Source organism: Falsiroseomonas oryziterrae (assembly GCF_021864505.1).
GTDB lineage: Bacteria > Pseudomonadota > Alphaproteobacteria > Acetobacterales > Acetobacteraceae > Falsiroseomonas > Falsiroseomonas oryziterrae.
The window spans coordinates 1-15,443 of record NZ_JAKJIB010000063.1 but is presented as its reverse complement, the minus strand read 5'-3'; the positions used below and the strand labels follow the sequence as shown (position 1 = coordinate 15,443).

Sequence of the window (15,443 nt, the reverse complement as noted above, 5' to 3'; positions counted from 1 at the left end):
TCAACACCGGCGCGGGCGGCTTCGGGTCGGCCTACTTCGCCTCGCGCGAGTTCGGCTTCGGCGCCTCGGCCGGCGGCTGGTCGAGCAACACCGTCTTCCCGCGCATGATGGCCGACGTGAACGGCGACGGCCGCGACGACATCGTCGGCTTCGGCAATGACGGGATCCTTGTCGCCCTGGCCCGCGCGGATGGTACCTTCGCTGCCGCGCAGCTACGGACAACCGGCTTTGGCTTCGATGCATCCGCCGGCGGCTGGTCGAGCAACACCGCTTTCCCGCGCATGACGGCCGACCTCAATGCCGATGGCCGTGACGATATCGTCGGCTTCGGCAACGCGGGCGTATTGACGGCTCTCTCCACGACAGACTGGATCGTCTAGGACAAGCTCCGGCGGACGAGGCACTCGTGGCCGATGCGGCATAGCGTCGGCCACCGGTGCCGGCACCGGGGCTAGGCGGGCCTGCACTCCACCGTGGCTGCGCAGATGCGGTTATCCGCTGCGCGGCGGTGCAGTTGGGGATGCGTACCGCTGCGGGGCAACGGAGCCGCAGGCCAGACAAGCCTGGTGATCGCGCGCGACCTGAATCCGGCGCTCCGCATCAGGTCCAGGAATTCGCTCAGGCCGAGCCGGTTGCAGTAGAGGCCTGCCCGCGCCACCGCCGTCCCTTCCCAGAAGCCCGGCGAAAAGCCGAGATGGCGGAGGCGGCCGCCGAGATGATCGTGCAGGTCGATCCCGTGCAGCCCGACGCCATCCGGCGCGGTCACCTCGCGCAGCGCCACGAGCAGCGGCCCGACCTCGTCGCGGCGCACATGCTCGAGCACTGCCGAGGACGCGACCAGGTCGACGGAGGCGGCCGGTATGTCGGCCAGGCGCTCGGTGCCGCCGATCAGAAGGCGGGCGCCGCAAGCTCGGAGCACCTCCTCCCGGGTGGCGCAGCCCGACAGGTCGGGTGGCGAAAGGCCGGCCGCCCGGGCGGCCGCGGCGGCGCGCCGGTAGGGCTCGAGGCTGCGGGGCGCGTCATCCTCGACATCGAGATACCAGATCGGCGCGAAACCGAGGGCCGCCGCGACGGGCGCGCGCAGCACCATCGCAGCGGGGCCGAGTTCCAGCAGGCTGCGTGCGGGGCGGCCGAGCACGGCCGCAGCCTGCGCAGCCCAGGCCTGCAGGGGCGCCACGAGGGCCGCCTCGTCGTCGGCGAAGAAGGAGTGGCGGCGCAGCCCGAGCTCGCGCCAGATCCGGGGCGGCACCGGGAGCGCGCCGAGGGCGAGCTTCACGGCGAACTTCAACCACCACGGCACCGGCGCGCCGGCCGCGTAGCCGGGCGGAACCGGCCCGTCGCCGGGCTCATCCGACGGCACGCGCCCGCTAGTCCTTGAGGACATCGGCCACGGGGCCGTCCGCCTCGATGCGGCCGCCGTTCAGGCGGATGGCGCGCGTGCACCACTCGCGCACGACTTTCATGTCGTGCGTCGCGAGCACGAGGATGTCGGCCCCGACAACCAGCTGTTCCAGCCGCTCGGTCGCACGCACCATGAAGTCGGCGTCGCCGGCCAGGAACCACTCATCCATAAGCAGGATCTCGGGCGACATCAGCGTCGCAGCCGCGAAGGACAGTCGCACCGCCATGCCGGCGGAGTAGGTGCGGACAGGCACGTCGAGGAACTCGCCGAGCCCGCTGAAGCGACCCGCCTCCTCTGCCATTTCGTCGCACTCGGCTTCGGAGAGCCCAAGATACAGGCCGCGCAGCACGATGTTCTCGCGGCCGGTCGATTCCATGTCCATGCCGGCGGCCGGATCGATCAGCGATCCGATGCGCCCCTCCACCTCGAGCCGCCCGGCAACCGGTTCGTAGATCCCGGCAAGAGTCCGTAGCAGAGTGGTCTTGCCCGCGCCGTTCCCGCCGACCAGCGCGACGCGCTCGCCGGGCTCGATGCGGAAGGTCAGTTCGCGCAACGCGGCCACCACGACGCGATGGCCCTCGTCCTCCTTCAGCCGGATCGCCGCGCGCGCCATCAGCCGCTTCTTCAGCGACCGCGCCGAGAGGTGATAGAGCGGGAACTCGATCGAGAGGCGCTGCGCCTCGATATGCGCCATGCGGCCCTCAGACCCAGAAGGCGATGCGTCCGCGGAAGCGGACGAAGAAGAGAAAGGCCAGGGTGCAGCTGAGCGCCGTGTAGAACAGGGCGCAGACCCAGATGAGCAGAGGCGCGCCGCCTTCCACCAGCGGCCCGCGCACCGTCTCCATCAGCACGTAGAAGGGGTTGAGCGGCAGCAGCGCCTGCCAATGCCCGAGCAGCGCCGGCTTCCACAGAACGGGCGAGAGGAAGAAGGCCAGCTGCATGATGCTCGCCACGATCTGCTGGATGTCGCGGAATCGCGCGCAGAACATGCCGAGGAAGAGGCCAACCGCGAAGGCGTTGATAGCGAGCAGGAGAAGCCCGGGCAGGACCGTGAACGCCTCGGCGCCGGGATAGACGCCGAAGACGACGAAGACCACCAGGATCAGCGGCAGGCTGTGCGCGGCGATGATCGCGTTGCGGAACACGAAGCGCAGCACATGCACCGTGTAGGGCAGCGGCATCTGCCGGATCACGCCCTCGGAGGAGATGAAGCTCGTGCAGGCGTCGGACACGATCTGGCTGATCGTGTTCCAGACCAGCAGGCTGACCGCCAGGAAGGGCAGGTACTCCCGCAGCGACATCCGGAAGAGGGTCGAGTAGAGCAGCCCGATGCCCGTCACCATGATGGCGGTGGACAGAGTCATCCAGAACGGACCGAGAACAGAACCGCGATAGCGGTTGCGGATGTCGAGCCGCGCGAGCGCCGCAGCCAGCCGCCAGCGGCTCAGCCCCGAGCGCAAGTCGTCGAGCGCACGCTCCAGGTTGCGCGGGGCCGAGGCGTCGCGGACATAGCCCAGCGAATGCGCGAGGTTGACGGGAGACCGCATGGCGCGCGGCTATACCCCGCCCTGCCCCGCCCCGCCAGCGACCCGCCCGGCTTTCAATACGCCTCCCGGGCGACCGGCACGCGCTCCAGATCCGCGAGCCACGCCTCGGCCGAGGCGTCGCTCGGCGCGCGCCAGTCCCCGCGCGGCGAGAGCGAGCCGCCCGAGCTCACCTTCGGCCCGTTGGGCAAGGCGGACCGCTTGAATTGGCTCGTCGCGAAGAAGCGCCGGACGAAGACCCGCAGCCACCGCGCGATGACCGGCAGGTCGTAGGCGACGCGCTTCTCGGCCGGCGTGTTCGGCGGCCAGGCGCCCGCCGAGGCGTCCCGCCACGCATGCCAGGCGAGGAAGGCGACCTTGGACGGGCGGAACCCGAAGCGCGTCGTGTAGAACAGGTTGAAGTCCTGCAGCGCATAGGGGCCGACGAAATCCTCGGTCCGCTGCGTCGGCTGGTCGCCGCCTTCCCCGGGGACCAGCTCCGGCGAGATCTCGGTCGCCAGGATGTCCAGCAGCACGGGCTTCGCCGCGTCGCCGAACGCGCCCTCCTCCGCCACCCATCGGATCAGGTGCTGGATGAGCGTCTTCGGCACGCTGCCGTTGACGTTGTAGTGCGACATGTGGTCGCCGACGCCATAGGTCGCCCAGCCCAGCGCCAGTTCCGAGAGATCACCGGTGCCGAGCACGATCGCGTCGTGCAGATTGGCCAGCCGGAACAGCGCCGAGGTGCGCGCGCCAGCCTGCACGTTCTCGAAGGTGACGTCGTGCACGGGCTGGCCGTCCGCGAAGGGATGCCCGATGTCGCGCAGCATCTGCATCGCCGCGGGCGTCATGTCGATCTCGGCCGCGGTGACGCCGAGCGCGCGCATCAGCGCCCAGGCGTTCGACTTCGTCCGCTCCGTCGTCGCGAAGGCCGGCAGCGTGAAGGCCAGAATGTCGGTCCGCGGCAGGCCGAGCGTATCGAAGGCGTGCGCGGCGACCAGCAGCGCCTGCGTCGAATCGAGCCCGCCCGACACGCCGATGACGATGCGTCTGATGCCGGTCGCTCGCAGCCGCTGCTGCAGCCCTTGCGATTGGATGTTGTAGGCCTCGTAGCAGAGCTCGTTGAGCCGCGCGTCGTCGTCGGGGACGAAGGGGAAGCGCGCCACCGCGCGCCGCAGCCCAAGGTCGCTCTCCCGGTCCGGCGCCAGCGCGAAGGCCACCTCGCGGAAGGGACGCCTCGGCGGGTGCAGGTCGGCGGCGTCGCCGAAGCTCGTCTGCCGCAGCCGTTCCTGCTGGATGCGCTCGAGGTCGAGGTCGGCCGTGATCAGCGGCGGAGCGGCGGCGAAGCGCTCGGCCTCCGCCAGCAGGACGCCGTTCTCGTAGATCATCGCCTGGCCGTCCCAGGCGAGGTCGGTGGTCGATTCGCCGTTGCCTGCGGCCGAGTACAGATAGGCCGCGATGCAGCGCGCCGAATGCACCTGGCACAGGGCATGGCGGTAGGCCGACTTGCCCACCGTGACATTGCTCGCCGAGAGGTTCACCAGCACCGTCGCCCCGGCCAGCGCCGCGGCGACCGAGGGCGGAACCGGCGCCCACACATCCTCGCAGACCTCGGCATGGATGATCAGGTCGGGCAGGTCAGAGCAGCGGAGCAGGATGTCGGTGCCGAAGGGCACCTCCTGCCCCGCCAGCCGCAGCACCGACGGCACCGCTCCGCCTCCACTCGCGAAGTGCCGCTTCTCGTAGAATTCACGGTAGCTCGGCAGGTAGGTCTTCGGAAAGGCCGCCAGCAGGCGGCCGCGATGGATGGCAAGCGCCGCGTTGTAGAGCCGCCCGCCCGCACGCACCGGCACGCCCACGAACAGTACGGGGCCCAAGCCGATGCTCTCCTCCAGCAGCTCCGCCACGGCGCGCTCCACCGCCTCGAGCAGGGCGGATTGCTGCAGCAAATCGTCGATCGCGTAACCCGAGAGACCAAGCTCCGGGAACAGCATCACCGACACCCCCTCAGCATGGGCGCGCCGCGCCATGGCGAGGGTCTCCGCGACGTTGAAGGCCGGATCCGCCACCCGCAAGCGCGGCGCGCAAGCGCCGGCACGGAGGAAGCCGTGGGTGTGGAGGTTGTGGAAGACGGTCACTCAGGCCTCCTAGAAGCCACGCTTGCCGCCAAGGGCGGCAGCCGTCACGAGCTATCTCTTCTTGTCTTGGGCGTGCTCGACAGGTCTCCACCGTCAAGTGAGCCGAGCACGAGCACCCCGGCGCGCGACCTCGCGGCTGCTCCGAGGCGGCAAGGGAACGAGAGAGGGACAAAGCCGTCCCGGCAACGCTGGATGTGCGAGGTGGACGGCCACGCGTGATCGGCGTCGCCAGGGCGGGGTGCGGCCGTGCTAACTCGCGCGCACCGCTTCGACCAGTGCCTCACAAACGCGGTCCACCTCGGCCATGCTCAGGCTGGGGTAACTCGGCAGACTGATGCCGCGCGCGGCGATGTCCTCAGACACCGGCAGAGAAACGTCAGGGCGCGCATGATGCGGCATGTGATGCGCGCAATAGAACACCGGGCGTGTCTCGATCCGAGCCGCGGCGAGCCGCCGCATGACCGCGTCGCGATCGCAGCGCGGCGGCAGCAGGAGGCTGATCAGCCATTCGGAGTTCGTCACCTCGGGCTTTCGCGCCTGGAACGTGAAGGGGTGCCCGGCGAGATTGTCCCTGTAGCGCGCCGCGATGGCACGCTTGCGCGCCAGGATGTCCTCCAGGCGCTCGATCTGTCCAAGGCCAATCGCCGCGGCGAGGTTCGTCATGCGATAGTTGAACCCCATCGCGACGTGCCAGTAGCGCCGCTCGGGATCCATGCCCTGACCCTTGGCGATCTGCAGCCGACGCAGAATCTCAGCGTCGCGCGCCAACACCATCCCGCCCTCGCCGGTCGTGACAGTCTTGTTGCCGAAGAAACTGAACGTCGCGACGTCGCTCCAGCTCCCGACATGTCGCCCACGCCAGCTGCTGCCCAGCGCCTCCGCGCAGTCCTCGACGACGGCCAGGCCGCGGTCCCGCGCCATGGCGGAAATACGGTCCATGTCGCAAACGGCTCCGTAGAGATGCACGGGCATGACGGCCCGGGTCCGCGGCGTGATCCGTGCGCTGATCACCTCCGGGTCCAGCAGCCAGTCATCCGCAGCGACCTCTGCGAACACCGGCACGCCACCAGCCTGAACGATAGTGTTGACGGACGCGATATAGGTGAAGGACGGCACGATGACCTCGTCGCCAGGCCGCAGGCCGAGCGCGTGAAGCGCCAGGTGGAGCGCGACCGTCCCATTGCAGACTGCGGTGACGTGCGGCGTACCGACGACGCTTGCGAAGGCGGCCTCGAATCGATCGAGGAATTTCCCGCGCGACGAGATCCAGGTGCTGTCGAACGCCTCTAGGAGGTACCGCCGCTCGTTCCCCGACAGGTCCGGCTGATAGACCGGCAGGAACGTCAAAGCAGTGTCCGAGCAAGGTGCGCCGTCATTCATCTGCGCTTATCTCCCACAAGCCATTCATTCGGCGCACCTGCGACACTCCGTTAAGGCTCCTCCTATCCGCCGAGCACGCCCAGAGGCAACCGCACATAGCACAGGTCAGGACGGCCGGGACCGTGGCGGCGGCAAGGGCCGCGCTGGCGCGCCGCCAACCCGCGCTCCGGAGGGCACATCCGACACCACGGCCGACCCGGCTCCTATCACCGCGTCCTGCCCGATGGAAATGCCGGGGCGCACTGCGGAGCCGACCCCGACGAGGGCTCGGGCCCCGACCCGCACAGTCCCAGCAAGCGCACATCCGGGGGCGACATGCGCTGCACTCTCTACAACATTGTCATGGTCCAGCACTGCTCCGGTATTCACAATCACAAGTTCGTGGAGAACGGTGGCCGCGCCTACCACAGCGCGTGCCATGACCACGACGCCGTTGCCGACCTCCGCGCTCGGCGAAACCAGCGCGGAGGGATGTACCGCCGTTGGCAACGCGAAGCCCATGCCAGCGAGCTCGGCACCGATGCGCTCCCGGGCACGGTTGCTGCCGATTGCCACGAAGGCGGCCTCGACTCCCTCGGTCCGCAGGCGCGGAAGAATGTCGTCGCCACCGAGCACTGGGACGCCAAGTATGTGACTCGCGGCCGGATGTGGGTCCACGAATCCAAGGACATTATAGGAGCCAAGCGCGCGGAACACTTCCAGAACGACTTTCGCGTGCCCTCCCGCGCCGACAATGACCAGCTGCAACCCACCGTACTCCCGACCCGTGGCCAACAGCAGAGCGGACAGTGGCGGCCATGGCAACTGGCCGCGCAGACATGCAGGAACGCGGAGCTGCCGGCCGTGCGGACCCTGGACCGGTGAGCAGACAAGTGTTTAGTGCGCGGCGGCTCCGACCGACAAGGACGCGACCTTCCGCATGACCATCTGGTTCGATGTCGAGGACCTCTTCGAGTATGCGCGCGCGATGGCGCGGCCGAGCGGCATTCAGCGCCTGTCGTACGAGCTCTACGACGCACTCCAGCGCTCAAACCCGGGCGCGATCGGCTTCGCGCGCCACGACATGCGCCGTGACTGCATGGTCGTCACGGACTGGGCGGAGGTTCAGCAGACCTTCCTTCGAATGACCGCGGCGCAGCCGCCGGCGCCGACGCTCAGCCCCGACACTTCTCCGGCGCTGATGCACTCGCCCCTTACCCGCGTATCGCTGCTGCGCGCGGCGGCCCAGCGTATGCCGCGAGAGGTGCGGCAACCTCTCGGTGATGCGATCCGCGCGCAGCTCAGCGTCGTCCGCAATCTCGCGCGCGCCGCGCGGGCTCTCCCGGCGGCGCTGTCGTCCCGAGGGCGGAGGCAGAGTGCCGCCGGCGAGGGCGGCAGCAGCGGCAACAAGCTCGTCGAAGTCGCGCGCCCGGGGGACACGCTGGCGTCCTTCGGCTCACCGTGGTCGCTGCCCGACTACCCGGGCCAGATCGCACGGCTGCGTGCGTCGGCAGGCATGCGCTACTCAGTGCTGATCTATGACATGATTCCCGTGGTGCGGCCGGAATACTGCGACCGGGGCCTCGTTGCCATGTTCTCGCGCTGCACCGCCGGAATCATTCCCCAGGCGGACACCATACTCGCGATCTCCCAGTCCAGCGTGCGCGACATCAACGAATGGGCGACGCGCGAAGGTGTGGCGCTGCGCAGCACGCCGAAGGCGATCCCGATCGGCACCGGCTTCGGCCACGCCGCGCCTGCCGACACGCTGCCCGGCGGCCTGGTTCCGGGCGGCTACGCGCTCTTCGTCTCCACCATCGAAGCGCGCAAGAATCACGTCCTCGCCTTCCGAGCCTGGCGGCGCCTCCTCGACGAGCTCGGCCCGAAGCGCGTGCCAACGCTCGTCTTTGCCGGCCGCGTCGGCTGGATGGTCGCCGACCTCATGCAGCAGATCCATAATGCAAGGCACCTCGGTGGCAAGCTCGTGCTGGTCGAGAACCCGGACGATGCCACGCTCGCCGCGCTCTACCGCGGCGCCCGCTTCACCCTGTTTCCCTCGCTCTACGAGGGCTGGGGGCTGCCGGTGTCCGAAAGCCTCGCCTTCGGCAAGGTCTGCCTCGCCTCGAACTCGACCTCCGTGCCCGAGGCCGGCGGCGAGTTCTGCCTGTACCACGACCCCGACAGCGTCAGCGAGGCCACCCAGCTCTATCGCCGCGCCATCACCGAGCCGGAGCTCGTCGCCGCCCTCGAGGAGCGGATCGCGCGCGCCTACCGGCCGACGCCCTGGAGCAGCACGGCTCGCGCCGTGCTCGACGCGCTGGCATAGGCACGCGAGAGCGCCGGCCGGTCAGCCGATGCGGGCCTGCCAGTCGGCCAGGACGGTGGCGAGCGTCGTCGCCCAGGGCACCCGCGGCTCCCATCCGAGCGCGGACCGCGCCGCGCGCGCATCGCCCTCGGTCCGCACCACGTCGGTCGGCCGCAACCGAGCGCTGTCCTGCTCGATCCGCGGCGAGATGCCGGCCATGCGGATCAGGTCATCGAGGATGCCGCGGACATGGCGCGGCTCGCCGCTCGCCAGGTTGAAGACGGCGCCGCGCGGAAGGTCGTCGGCGCGGCGCAGCGCCGCAATGTATCCCGAACAGACATCGGCCACGTCGAGGAAGTCGCGCCAGCGGTCCAGGGCGCCCACGCGCAGCACAGGCTCCTGCCGGCCGGCCGCGACCATCGCGACCTGACGCGCGAAGGCCGAGACGACGAAGCCATCGGTCTGCCCGGCGCCCGTGTGGTTGAACGGGCGCAGCCGGATGGCGCGCAGCCCCCGCAGCGCCATCTCCCCTACGGCAAGATCGGCGGCGGCCTTCGACGCAGCGTAGGGGTTGGCCGGCCGCAACGCCCCGTCCTCCGCCAGCGCATGGCCGTCCTGGAAGGAAAGCCCATAGACCTCGGCCGAGGACGCCAGGACGAACACGGCGCCCGGCGCCTCCGCCAGCACCGCCTCCGCGACGGCCAGCGTGCCGAGCAGGTTCACGCGCCAGGTCCGCTGCGGGTCGCGGAAGGATGCGGCGGTCTCGGCAAGCGCGGCGAGATGCACGACCGCGTCGGGCCGCGCCGTGTGGACGGCCGCGATGCAGGAGGGTGGGTCCTCGAGGTCGAGCGTCACCGCCTCATCCCAGCCTTCCACTCGCTCGCCGCGCGTCGCCGCGACGAGCACGACGCCGGGGAATGCCGCCCGGAGCGCCAGCCGGAGGTGACCGCCGGCGAAGCCTGACGCGCCGGTGACGAGGATGCGGCGCACGGCGCCCTAGAGCAGTCGCGCGCGGTGACGCGCGAGGTCGGCCTCGACCATCTCGGCGATCATCTCCTCGAGGGTGATCTTAGGCTCCCAGCCGAGCTTCGCCTTGGCCTTGGCGGGATCGCCGAGCAGCACGTCCACCTCCGCGGGGCGCATGAAGCGCGGATCCTGCGTGACGTGGTCCCGGTAGTCGAGCCCGGCGGCGGCGAAGGCGACCCGGCACATCTCGCGCACGCTCACGGTTCGGCCGGTCGCGACCACGTAGTCGTCCGGCGTGTCCTGCTGCAGCATCAGCCACATCGCACGCACGTAGTCCTTCGCGTGGCCCCAGTCGCGCGTCGCCTCCAGGTTGCCCATCGGCAGTTCCTTCGCGAGACCAAGCTTGATGCGCGCCACGCCGTCCGTGACCTTGCGGGTGACGAACTCGATGCCGCGCAGTGGGCTCTCGTGGTTGAACAGGATGCCGGAGGAGGCGTGCATCCCGAAGCTCTCGCGGTAGTTCACGGTGATCCAGTGCGCATATAGTTTCGCGACCGCGTAGGGGCTGCGCGGATAGAACGGCGTCGTCTCGCTCTGCATCTCCTCCTGGATCTTGCCGAACATCTCCGAGGAGGACGCCTGGTAGAAGCGCGCGCCCGGGCAGGTCAGCCGCACCGCTTCGATCACGTTGTGCGCGCCGATAGCCGTGACGTGGCCGGTCAGCAGGGGCTGGTCCCACGAGGTGCGGACGAAGGACTGGGCGCCGAGGTTGTAGACCTCCTCCGGCTTCACCTGCTGGAGAGCGCGGATGATGGAGGACATGTCCATCAAATCGCCGTCGATCATCCGGACCGCGTCCTGAATGCCGAGCCAGCGGAGACGCTCGCCCATCACCTCGGCGGAGGCCGACCTGCGCAGTAGCCCGAACACCTCGTAACCCTTCTCGAGGAGCAGCTGCGACAGATAGGCGCCGTCCTGGCCAGTAATGCCGGTGATGAGCGCGCGGGGCATGAGGGGTCCTTCCAGAAAACTTGGTGTTCCGACTAGTCGTCCCCGGCGGACTTTGCCAGAGCCGTCGTTCGGAGGCGGCGCACGGGTACCAGCGGCGTCCCGGTAGCGGCGCTTGCGTATTCCTCGGCGACGGTCGCCCAGCGGCGCTCCTGCATCCTGGAGTAGGCGGCAAGCTGGACATCGAGAATGGCGTCGCGCTGCGGAATGCTTCTCTCGATCAAGTCCGCCAGGGCTTCGGGGTCGTACGGGTCGAAGATGAAGGGTTCCAGCGAGGGGTAGCTTTCCAGCAACTCCTCGGTGTGAGGTCCGCGCGCCATCAGGCAGGGCGTGCCGACGCTGACGGATTCCGCAAACGGGAAGGGCGCATCGCCCCCCTCAAAGAACGCAGGGTGAACGGTAAGTGCGGCGGCATGGTAGAGCGCGGCGTGCTCGGCCGCGGGAAGGCCGGGTACGGAGAGCGCATCCAGCGCGAGCCCGTCCCGCCTTACCTTCGCTGCTATGCGCAGGTACGGCGTTGCGGCGTCGGAGACGAGCGGGGTCGTCATCAGCAGCTTCGTGGAGCCATGCCGCTCCTGCACCAGGATCCGCACAGCCTCGACGGCAGCCGACAGGTTCTTGCTCGGTCGCTCCTGCGTGGACATCGCGATGTAGTCCACATGCTCGAGCGGGAAGTCGGCCAGGTAGCGCCAGCGCCGCTTCGCGGCGTGCTGCCGCAATAGCTGCGCTGCCTCGGCACGGCTCTCCGGAGTCCGGCGCCGCGAAGCCGGCAGGAACGGCAGGTCCGCGCTCAGGTCAGGGGGGGCATGCGGAACGATGGCGATCCTGTCAGGCTCGGCATCCATACCGTCAACCGCGTGCCTCACGGCGACATGCCGCGAGAACGTCACCACAGTATCGCAGCGCGTCAGGTTGCGACGCACGTCCAGAAACCACTGATGCAGCGCTCCGCCAGGCCCGAGATCCGCCGGATTCATACTGGCACCGAAGTCCAGAGCCAGCGCATCGGCGAAAATCATTGCGCGGCGGCCCGGAAGCGCCGCAGGCACGAGATGGCTGGCGAATAGGCTCAGCCATGCGTCGACGGGCTGGGTCAAGCTTGGCACGCGCCAGTTCGGCTCCTCGAAAGCCTGCGCCGGCGCGTTCTCCGGGCCCGGCTGGTCCTGCGCATCATCGCCCATTTCCATGCCTACGGCTTCTGTCAGGCGTCGTTCTTTCGACCACCTCTCGAGCTCGTCCGCCCAGCGCCGGAACACCGGCGCGCGAAGGCGCCGAAGGCCGACCGCCACCTCCGGAGCAGCCCCGACCGGATCCCGGGCGGCAGCCACGCTGACCCGAAGCCCGTGCTGCCACGCGAAGCGCCACACCGGACGCAAGAGCGCCCGCGCCATCAGCAGCGGCGTACCCACGACGCCCGCTGCGAAGAGCCAGCGGGCGATCCGTTTGTCGGGTACGCCCAGCAGCCGTCCGGTGGCGCCCGCCCCGGCCGACGCCACCGTCATGCCCCCGGCGGCCGCCACGTCGTGAGCCCCTTCGATCGCGTGCAGCGTCCAGTCGAGGCCCTCCCTTGCGCGCAGGCTCTCCAGCATGGCGCGCGCGGACGCCATGTTCACGGGCCGTACGCAGACGTGGAAGGTGACGCGACCGCTCTCGGCAGCACCCTGCACCAGGAATCCAAGTAGCCGCGTCAGGCCCTCGGTGGAAAAGCGGACGGGCACCGCCCACCCCGCCAGGACGGCGACCGAGAGCCGGCGACCCTCAACGGTCGGAGCCGCGTCAGGCATTGGCGAGCCGGGCGATGATGGGTGCATAGGCGCGTCGCAGTTCCTCGTCGGTGGTCTCACGCAGGGCATGACGCGGGGGCTGCCCCTGGCGAAGGCGCCTCTCCGCCTCCAGAAGGGCCGCTGCCGCGGCGTCCGGATCGCGTGCCGGGTGCCAGATCGCCTCGATCCCGTGGCGCTCGCAGGTGTAGCGCTGCGGCGGATAGTCGCTGCTGACCAGATGCGCGCCGGCGTGCACCGCATCGAACGACGTGAGCGTGCCGTTGTCGGCCAGGACGTTGTGCCAGACGATCCCGGATGCTGCCATCATGGCGGCGAAGGCCTCGTTCCCCGGTTCGCCGACGAAGGTCGTCCGCGCCAACACCTCGGGCGCCGCCGCGAAAGCACGCGCGCCTTCGTGATCGGAGCCGGTCGCGGGATCGAGTTCCTTCGTGAGGAACCCTGCGACCTTGACGCTCAGGCTCCCGCCGGCGGCGACGTAGCGGCGCAGCGCGGCCACGGCAGCACGGTGATTCTTGTGGGACGCGTTGTTCGTTACCCACAGGATAGCCGGATCGGATCCGACCACCGCCGGATCGACCGGGGCGACGATCCGCTCCGTCTGCAACGGCGTGAGCAGGGCGCGATCCGGCGGGACCCCTGCATAGGTGACGGCGTCGTCGCGCGAGGTTGGCGTCGTGGCGAAGACGCATTCCGCCTGGCGCCACGCGATCATCGTCTCCGCCAGAAGGCCACGATCCCCGGGGAACTGATACCCGCCGTTCGCCGCGCTCACGCGCCGCGGCAGAAGGTCGGCACAGTAGACCGCGGTCGGCCGGAGCCAGGCCACCGATGCGGACGTGTGCGAACCCATGAAGAACCACCCATCCGCGTCGCGGAACGCGCTTGCGCCGTCGTCGGGCACGCGCACGACGGACGCGTCGAGCGGCAGTTTCGCGCCCCGGAACAGCGTCGACGCTGCCGCACGTCCGATCTTCCGCCATTCGAATGGCCGCACGGACACGGCAGGCGATGTACGCCGAGCCCGGCGTCGCAGCGCCGGCCAGTCATAGGTGCCGAAGTCAGGCAGGCCAATGACGACACTCATCTCGCCCACCCCGTCCAGCCGCTGCGCCGTGAAGAGACGCGCGAACATCCACGCCATCCGAAGCATGCCGCCATGCCACGGATCTGCGAGAAGAATGGCGAGGCGGAAGTCACTCCGTGGCAAACCTGTCACCTCTGATGTTGCTGCGCCGTGTGGCGCGACCCTGGCGTGACGTCAAGGAAGCCGACGGTCGCGCCCCCTATGAGGACGAGGGGGCCGAGGCGTCCGCACCGATCTACGCGGGCCGCGACCGGCAGGCCAGCGTGGCCGCCCGGCTGGTCAGGCCCGCGATCGGGCCGCGGCCACGAGGCGGCGGAGCACGTCGCCATACCCGGCCTCAAGCTCCGCGGCCGTCGGCTCCCGGAGTTTGTGGGCGGGCGGCACACGCGCGCGGACCCGCCGCTCGGCCTCGAGCAACGCCTGCGCCGCCACGTCGGGGTCGGCGGGAGGGTGAAACAGCGTCGCGATGCCGTGCTGTTCACAGAGGTAGCGCATCGGCGGGTAGTCGCTGCTGACCAGATGCGCCCCGGCCCGGGCCGCGTCGAAGGCCACAAAGCTGCCGTTGTCGGCGACCGCGTTGTGCCAGACAACCCCACGCGCCGCCATCAGCCGGTGGAATTCTGCGTCGCCTGGCTCGTTCAGGAAGGCTGTCCTCGCGAGCACCTCGGGCGCGGCGGCGAAGGCGAGAGCGCCGGCGTGGCGTGAGCCACTGCGAGGGTCCAGAAGATGGCCATCGACGCCGCACACCGTGACGTCGAGACCCCCGCCCGCCGTCAGATAGGCCCTGAGCGCGGCAACGGCCTGGACGTGGTTCTTGTGGGGGGCGGCATTGGTGACCCAGAGTAGCCCGGGCTCGGACGGCCCGCCGGTGGCGGCAGGCATGTTCGCCAGCGCATCCGCCTCTGTCTGCAAGGGAACGAGCACCGCTCGCTCGGGAGGCACACCGGCGTAGCTGACAACATCCGACAAGGTCATGGGTGTGGTGGCGAAGACGCATGCGGCGTCGCGCCATCCAACCATGGTTTCCGCCAGCGCAGCACGATCGCCCAGACCCTGTGGGCCGCCGAACGCCGCCGGAACCCGCCGCGGCAGCAGGTCCGCACAGAACACCGCGGACGGTCGCAACCACGCCACGGCGCCTGAGGTGTGGGACGCCATGACGATCCAGGCGTCGGCATCCCTGAAGGCGCGCGCTCCGTCGACCGGCACCACAACGCTCGCAGCATCCGAGAGGGGCGCCGCCGGGAAGACAACGCGCGCCGAGCCGGTTTCAAGGCGCCGCCAGCGGAACGGCCTTACCGAAACCTGCGGCCCGATCCGCCGACAGGCGCGTCGCAACTCCGCCCAGTCGTACACATCGACATCGAGCAGGCCGATCACCACCTCGACGCTGCCGACGCCCGGCCAGCTTCGCCCAGCGTACAGTGAGGCCAGCAGCATCGCATTGCGCAGCATGCCGCCGCGCCATCCCGCACACATGATGATGGCTAGGCGAAAAGCAGGGCGTGGCAAGCGATGGCTCCGCGCAGCGGCGGCACCGACTGCCTGACGCGCCTGCGCCCGTCAAGCTAGCGCGCATCGCAATGCGGTCCAGGGGCCCGGCAGGCTCGCGGCTCGACCCTCCCGTCGCGGGGTGCGGATGTCACCCGATGAGCACTCCGCTGCTCCACACCCCTGCATTGCCGAAGCCGACGATGTCGTCGCGGCCATCGCCGTTCACGTCGGCCATCATGCGCGGGAAGACGTCGTTGCTCGACCAGCCGCCGGCCGAGGCGCCGAAGCCGAACTCGCGCGAGGCGAAGTAGGCCGACCCGAAGCCGCCCGCGCCGGTGTTGAGCGCGACGAGGACGCCGTCATTGCCGAAGCCGACGATG

14 protein-coding genes are annotated in these 15,443 nt (G+C 69.7%); 2 read left to right on the top strand and 12 right to left on the bottom strand.

The window, feature by feature from the left end; genetic code table 11:
* Positions 1-380: FG-GAP repeat domain-containing protein (locus tag L2I40_RS07910; RefSeq protein ID WP_237214362.1), on the top strand; the 380-nt coding region annotated here is incomplete at its 5' end.
* 71 nt (positions 381-451) lie between these two features.
* Here L2I40_RS07910 and L2I40_RS07905 read toward each other — a convergent pair.
* The 6 genes from L2I40_RS07905 to L2I40_RS07880 form a co-directional block, all read right to left on the bottom strand.
* Positions 452-1,360, bottom strand: a complete 909-nt coding sequence (locus tag L2I40_RS07905; RefSeq protein ID WP_237214361.1) for a hypothetical protein — start codon at positions 1,358-1,360, stop codon at positions 452-454.
* Positions 1,361-1,367: 7 nt separating this feature from the next.
* Positions 1,368-2,096, bottom strand: a complete 729-nt coding sequence (locus L2I40_RS07900; protein ID WP_237214360.1) for an ABC transporter ATP-binding protein — start codon at positions 2,094-2,096, stop codon at positions 1,368-1,370.
* 7 nt (positions 2,097-2,103) lie between these two features.
* Positions 2,104-2,949, bottom strand: coding sequence for an ABC transporter permease (locus tag L2I40_RS07895; RefSeq protein ID WP_237214359.1), 846 nt, complete (start codon positions 2,947-2,949; stop codon positions 2,104-2,106).
* Positions 2,950-3,002: 53 nt separating this feature from the next.
* On the bottom strand, positions 3,003-5,063 hold the full coding sequence (locus tag L2I40_RS07890) for an NAD(+) synthase (RefSeq protein ID WP_237214358.1): 2,061 nt from the start codon (positions 5,061-5,063) through the stop codon (positions 3,003-3,005).
* A gap of 249 nt (positions 5,064-5,312) precedes the next feature.
* A complete protein-coding gene (locus L2I40_RS07885; protein WP_237214357.1) occupies positions 5,313-6,443 on the bottom strand; it encodes a DegT/DnrJ/EryC1/StrS family aminotransferase in 1,131 nt (376 codons plus the stop codon).
* Positions 6,444-6,548: 105 nt separating this feature from the next.
* The gene (locus L2I40_RS07880) at positions 6,549-7,139 is read right to left on the bottom strand and encodes an acetyltransferase (protein WP_237214363.1); all 591 of its coding nucleotides are present in this window, start codon (positions 7,137-7,139) and stop codon (positions 6,549-6,551) included.
* Positions 7,140-7,410: 271 nt separating this feature from the next.
* Here L2I40_RS07880 and L2I40_RS07875 point away from each other — a divergent pair, with 271 nt between their 5' ends.
* Entirely contained in the window at positions 7,411-8,748 is a 1,338-nt protein-coding gene (locus L2I40_RS07875; protein ID WP_237214356.1) for a glycosyltransferase family 4 protein, read from the top strand.
* Between the two features lie 21 nt (positions 8,749-8,769).
* Here the strand turns inward: L2I40_RS07875 and L2I40_RS07870 are convergent, their stop codons facing one another.
* The 6 genes from L2I40_RS07870 to L2I40_RS07845 form a co-directional block, all read right to left on the bottom strand.
* Positions 8,770-9,717 carry an NAD-dependent epimerase/dehydratase family protein gene (locus tag L2I40_RS07870; protein WP_237214355.1) on the bottom strand — a complete coding sequence of 316 codons (948 nt, stop codon included), beginning with the start codon at positions 9,715-9,717 and terminating at the stop codon, positions 8,770-8,772.
* Positions 9,718-9,723: 6 nt separating this feature from the next.
* Positions 9,724-10,704: a GDP-mannose 4,6-dehydratase gene (gene gmd, locus L2I40_RS07865; protein ID WP_237214354.1), complete on the bottom strand. Its 981-nt coding sequence runs from the start codon at positions 10,702-10,704 to the stop codon at positions 9,724-9,726.
* Positions 10,705-10,736: 32 nt separating this feature from the next.
* On the bottom strand, positions 10,737-12,485 hold the full coding sequence (locus tag L2I40_RS07860) for a glycosyltransferase family protein (RefSeq protein WP_237214353.1): 1,749 nt from the start codon (positions 12,483-12,485) through the stop codon (positions 10,737-10,739).
* Positions 12,478-13,617, bottom strand: coding sequence for a glycosyltransferase family protein (locus tag L2I40_RS07855; protein ID WP_237214352.1), 1,140 nt, complete (start codon positions 13,615-13,617; stop codon positions 12,478-12,480). Before L2I40_RS07855 ends, L2I40_RS07860 begins: the two co-directional genes overlap by 8 nt.
* A gap of 231 nt (positions 13,618-13,848) precedes the next feature.
* Complete coding sequence (locus L2I40_RS07850; RefSeq protein WP_237214351.1) at positions 13,849-15,024, bottom strand: glycosyltransferase family protein; 1,176 nt, start codon at positions 15,022-15,024, stop codon at positions 13,849-13,851.
* Between the two features lie 187 nt (positions 15,025-15,211).
* Positions 15,212-15,443, bottom strand: a 232-nt coding sequence (locus L2I40_RS07845; protein WP_237214350.1) for a hypothetical protein, incomplete at its 5' end; no start/stop codon positions are given.

Excerpts from the sequence above, each read along its gene's own strand:
- L2I40_RS07850 (WP_237214351.1), bottom strand. The coding sequence starts at position 15,024 with ATGCTGCGCAATGCGATGCTGCTGGCCTCACTGTACGCTGGGCGAAGC.
- L2I40_RS07895 (WP_237214359.1), bottom strand. The coding sequence starts at position 2,949 with ATGCGGTCTCCCGTCAACCTCGCGCATTCGCTGGGCTATGTCCGCGAC.
- L2I40_RS07875 (WP_237214356.1), top strand. The coding sequence starts at position 7,411 with ATGGCGCGGCCGAGCGGCATTCAGCGCCTGTCGTACGAGCTCTACGAC.
- L2I40_RS07885 (WP_237214357.1), bottom strand. The coding sequence starts at position 6,443 with ATGAATGACGGCGCACCTTGCTCGGACACTGCTTTGACGTTCCTGCCG.
- L2I40_RS07855 (WP_237214352.1), bottom strand. The coding sequence starts at position 13,617 with ATGTTCGCGCGTCTCTTCACGGCGCAGCGGCTGGACGGGGTGGGCGAG.
- L2I40_RS07860 (WP_237214353.1), bottom strand. The coding sequence starts at position 12,485 with ATGCCTGACGCGGCTCCGACCGTTGAGGGTCGCCGGCTCTCGGTCGCC.
- L2I40_RS07900 (WP_237214360.1), bottom strand. The coding sequence starts at position 2,096 with ATGGCGCATATCGAGGCGCAGCGCCTCTCGATCGAGTTCCCGCTCTAT.
- gmd (WP_237214354.1), bottom strand. The coding sequence starts at position 10,704 with ATGCCCCGCGCGCTCATCACCGGCATTACTGGCCAGGACGGCGCCTAT.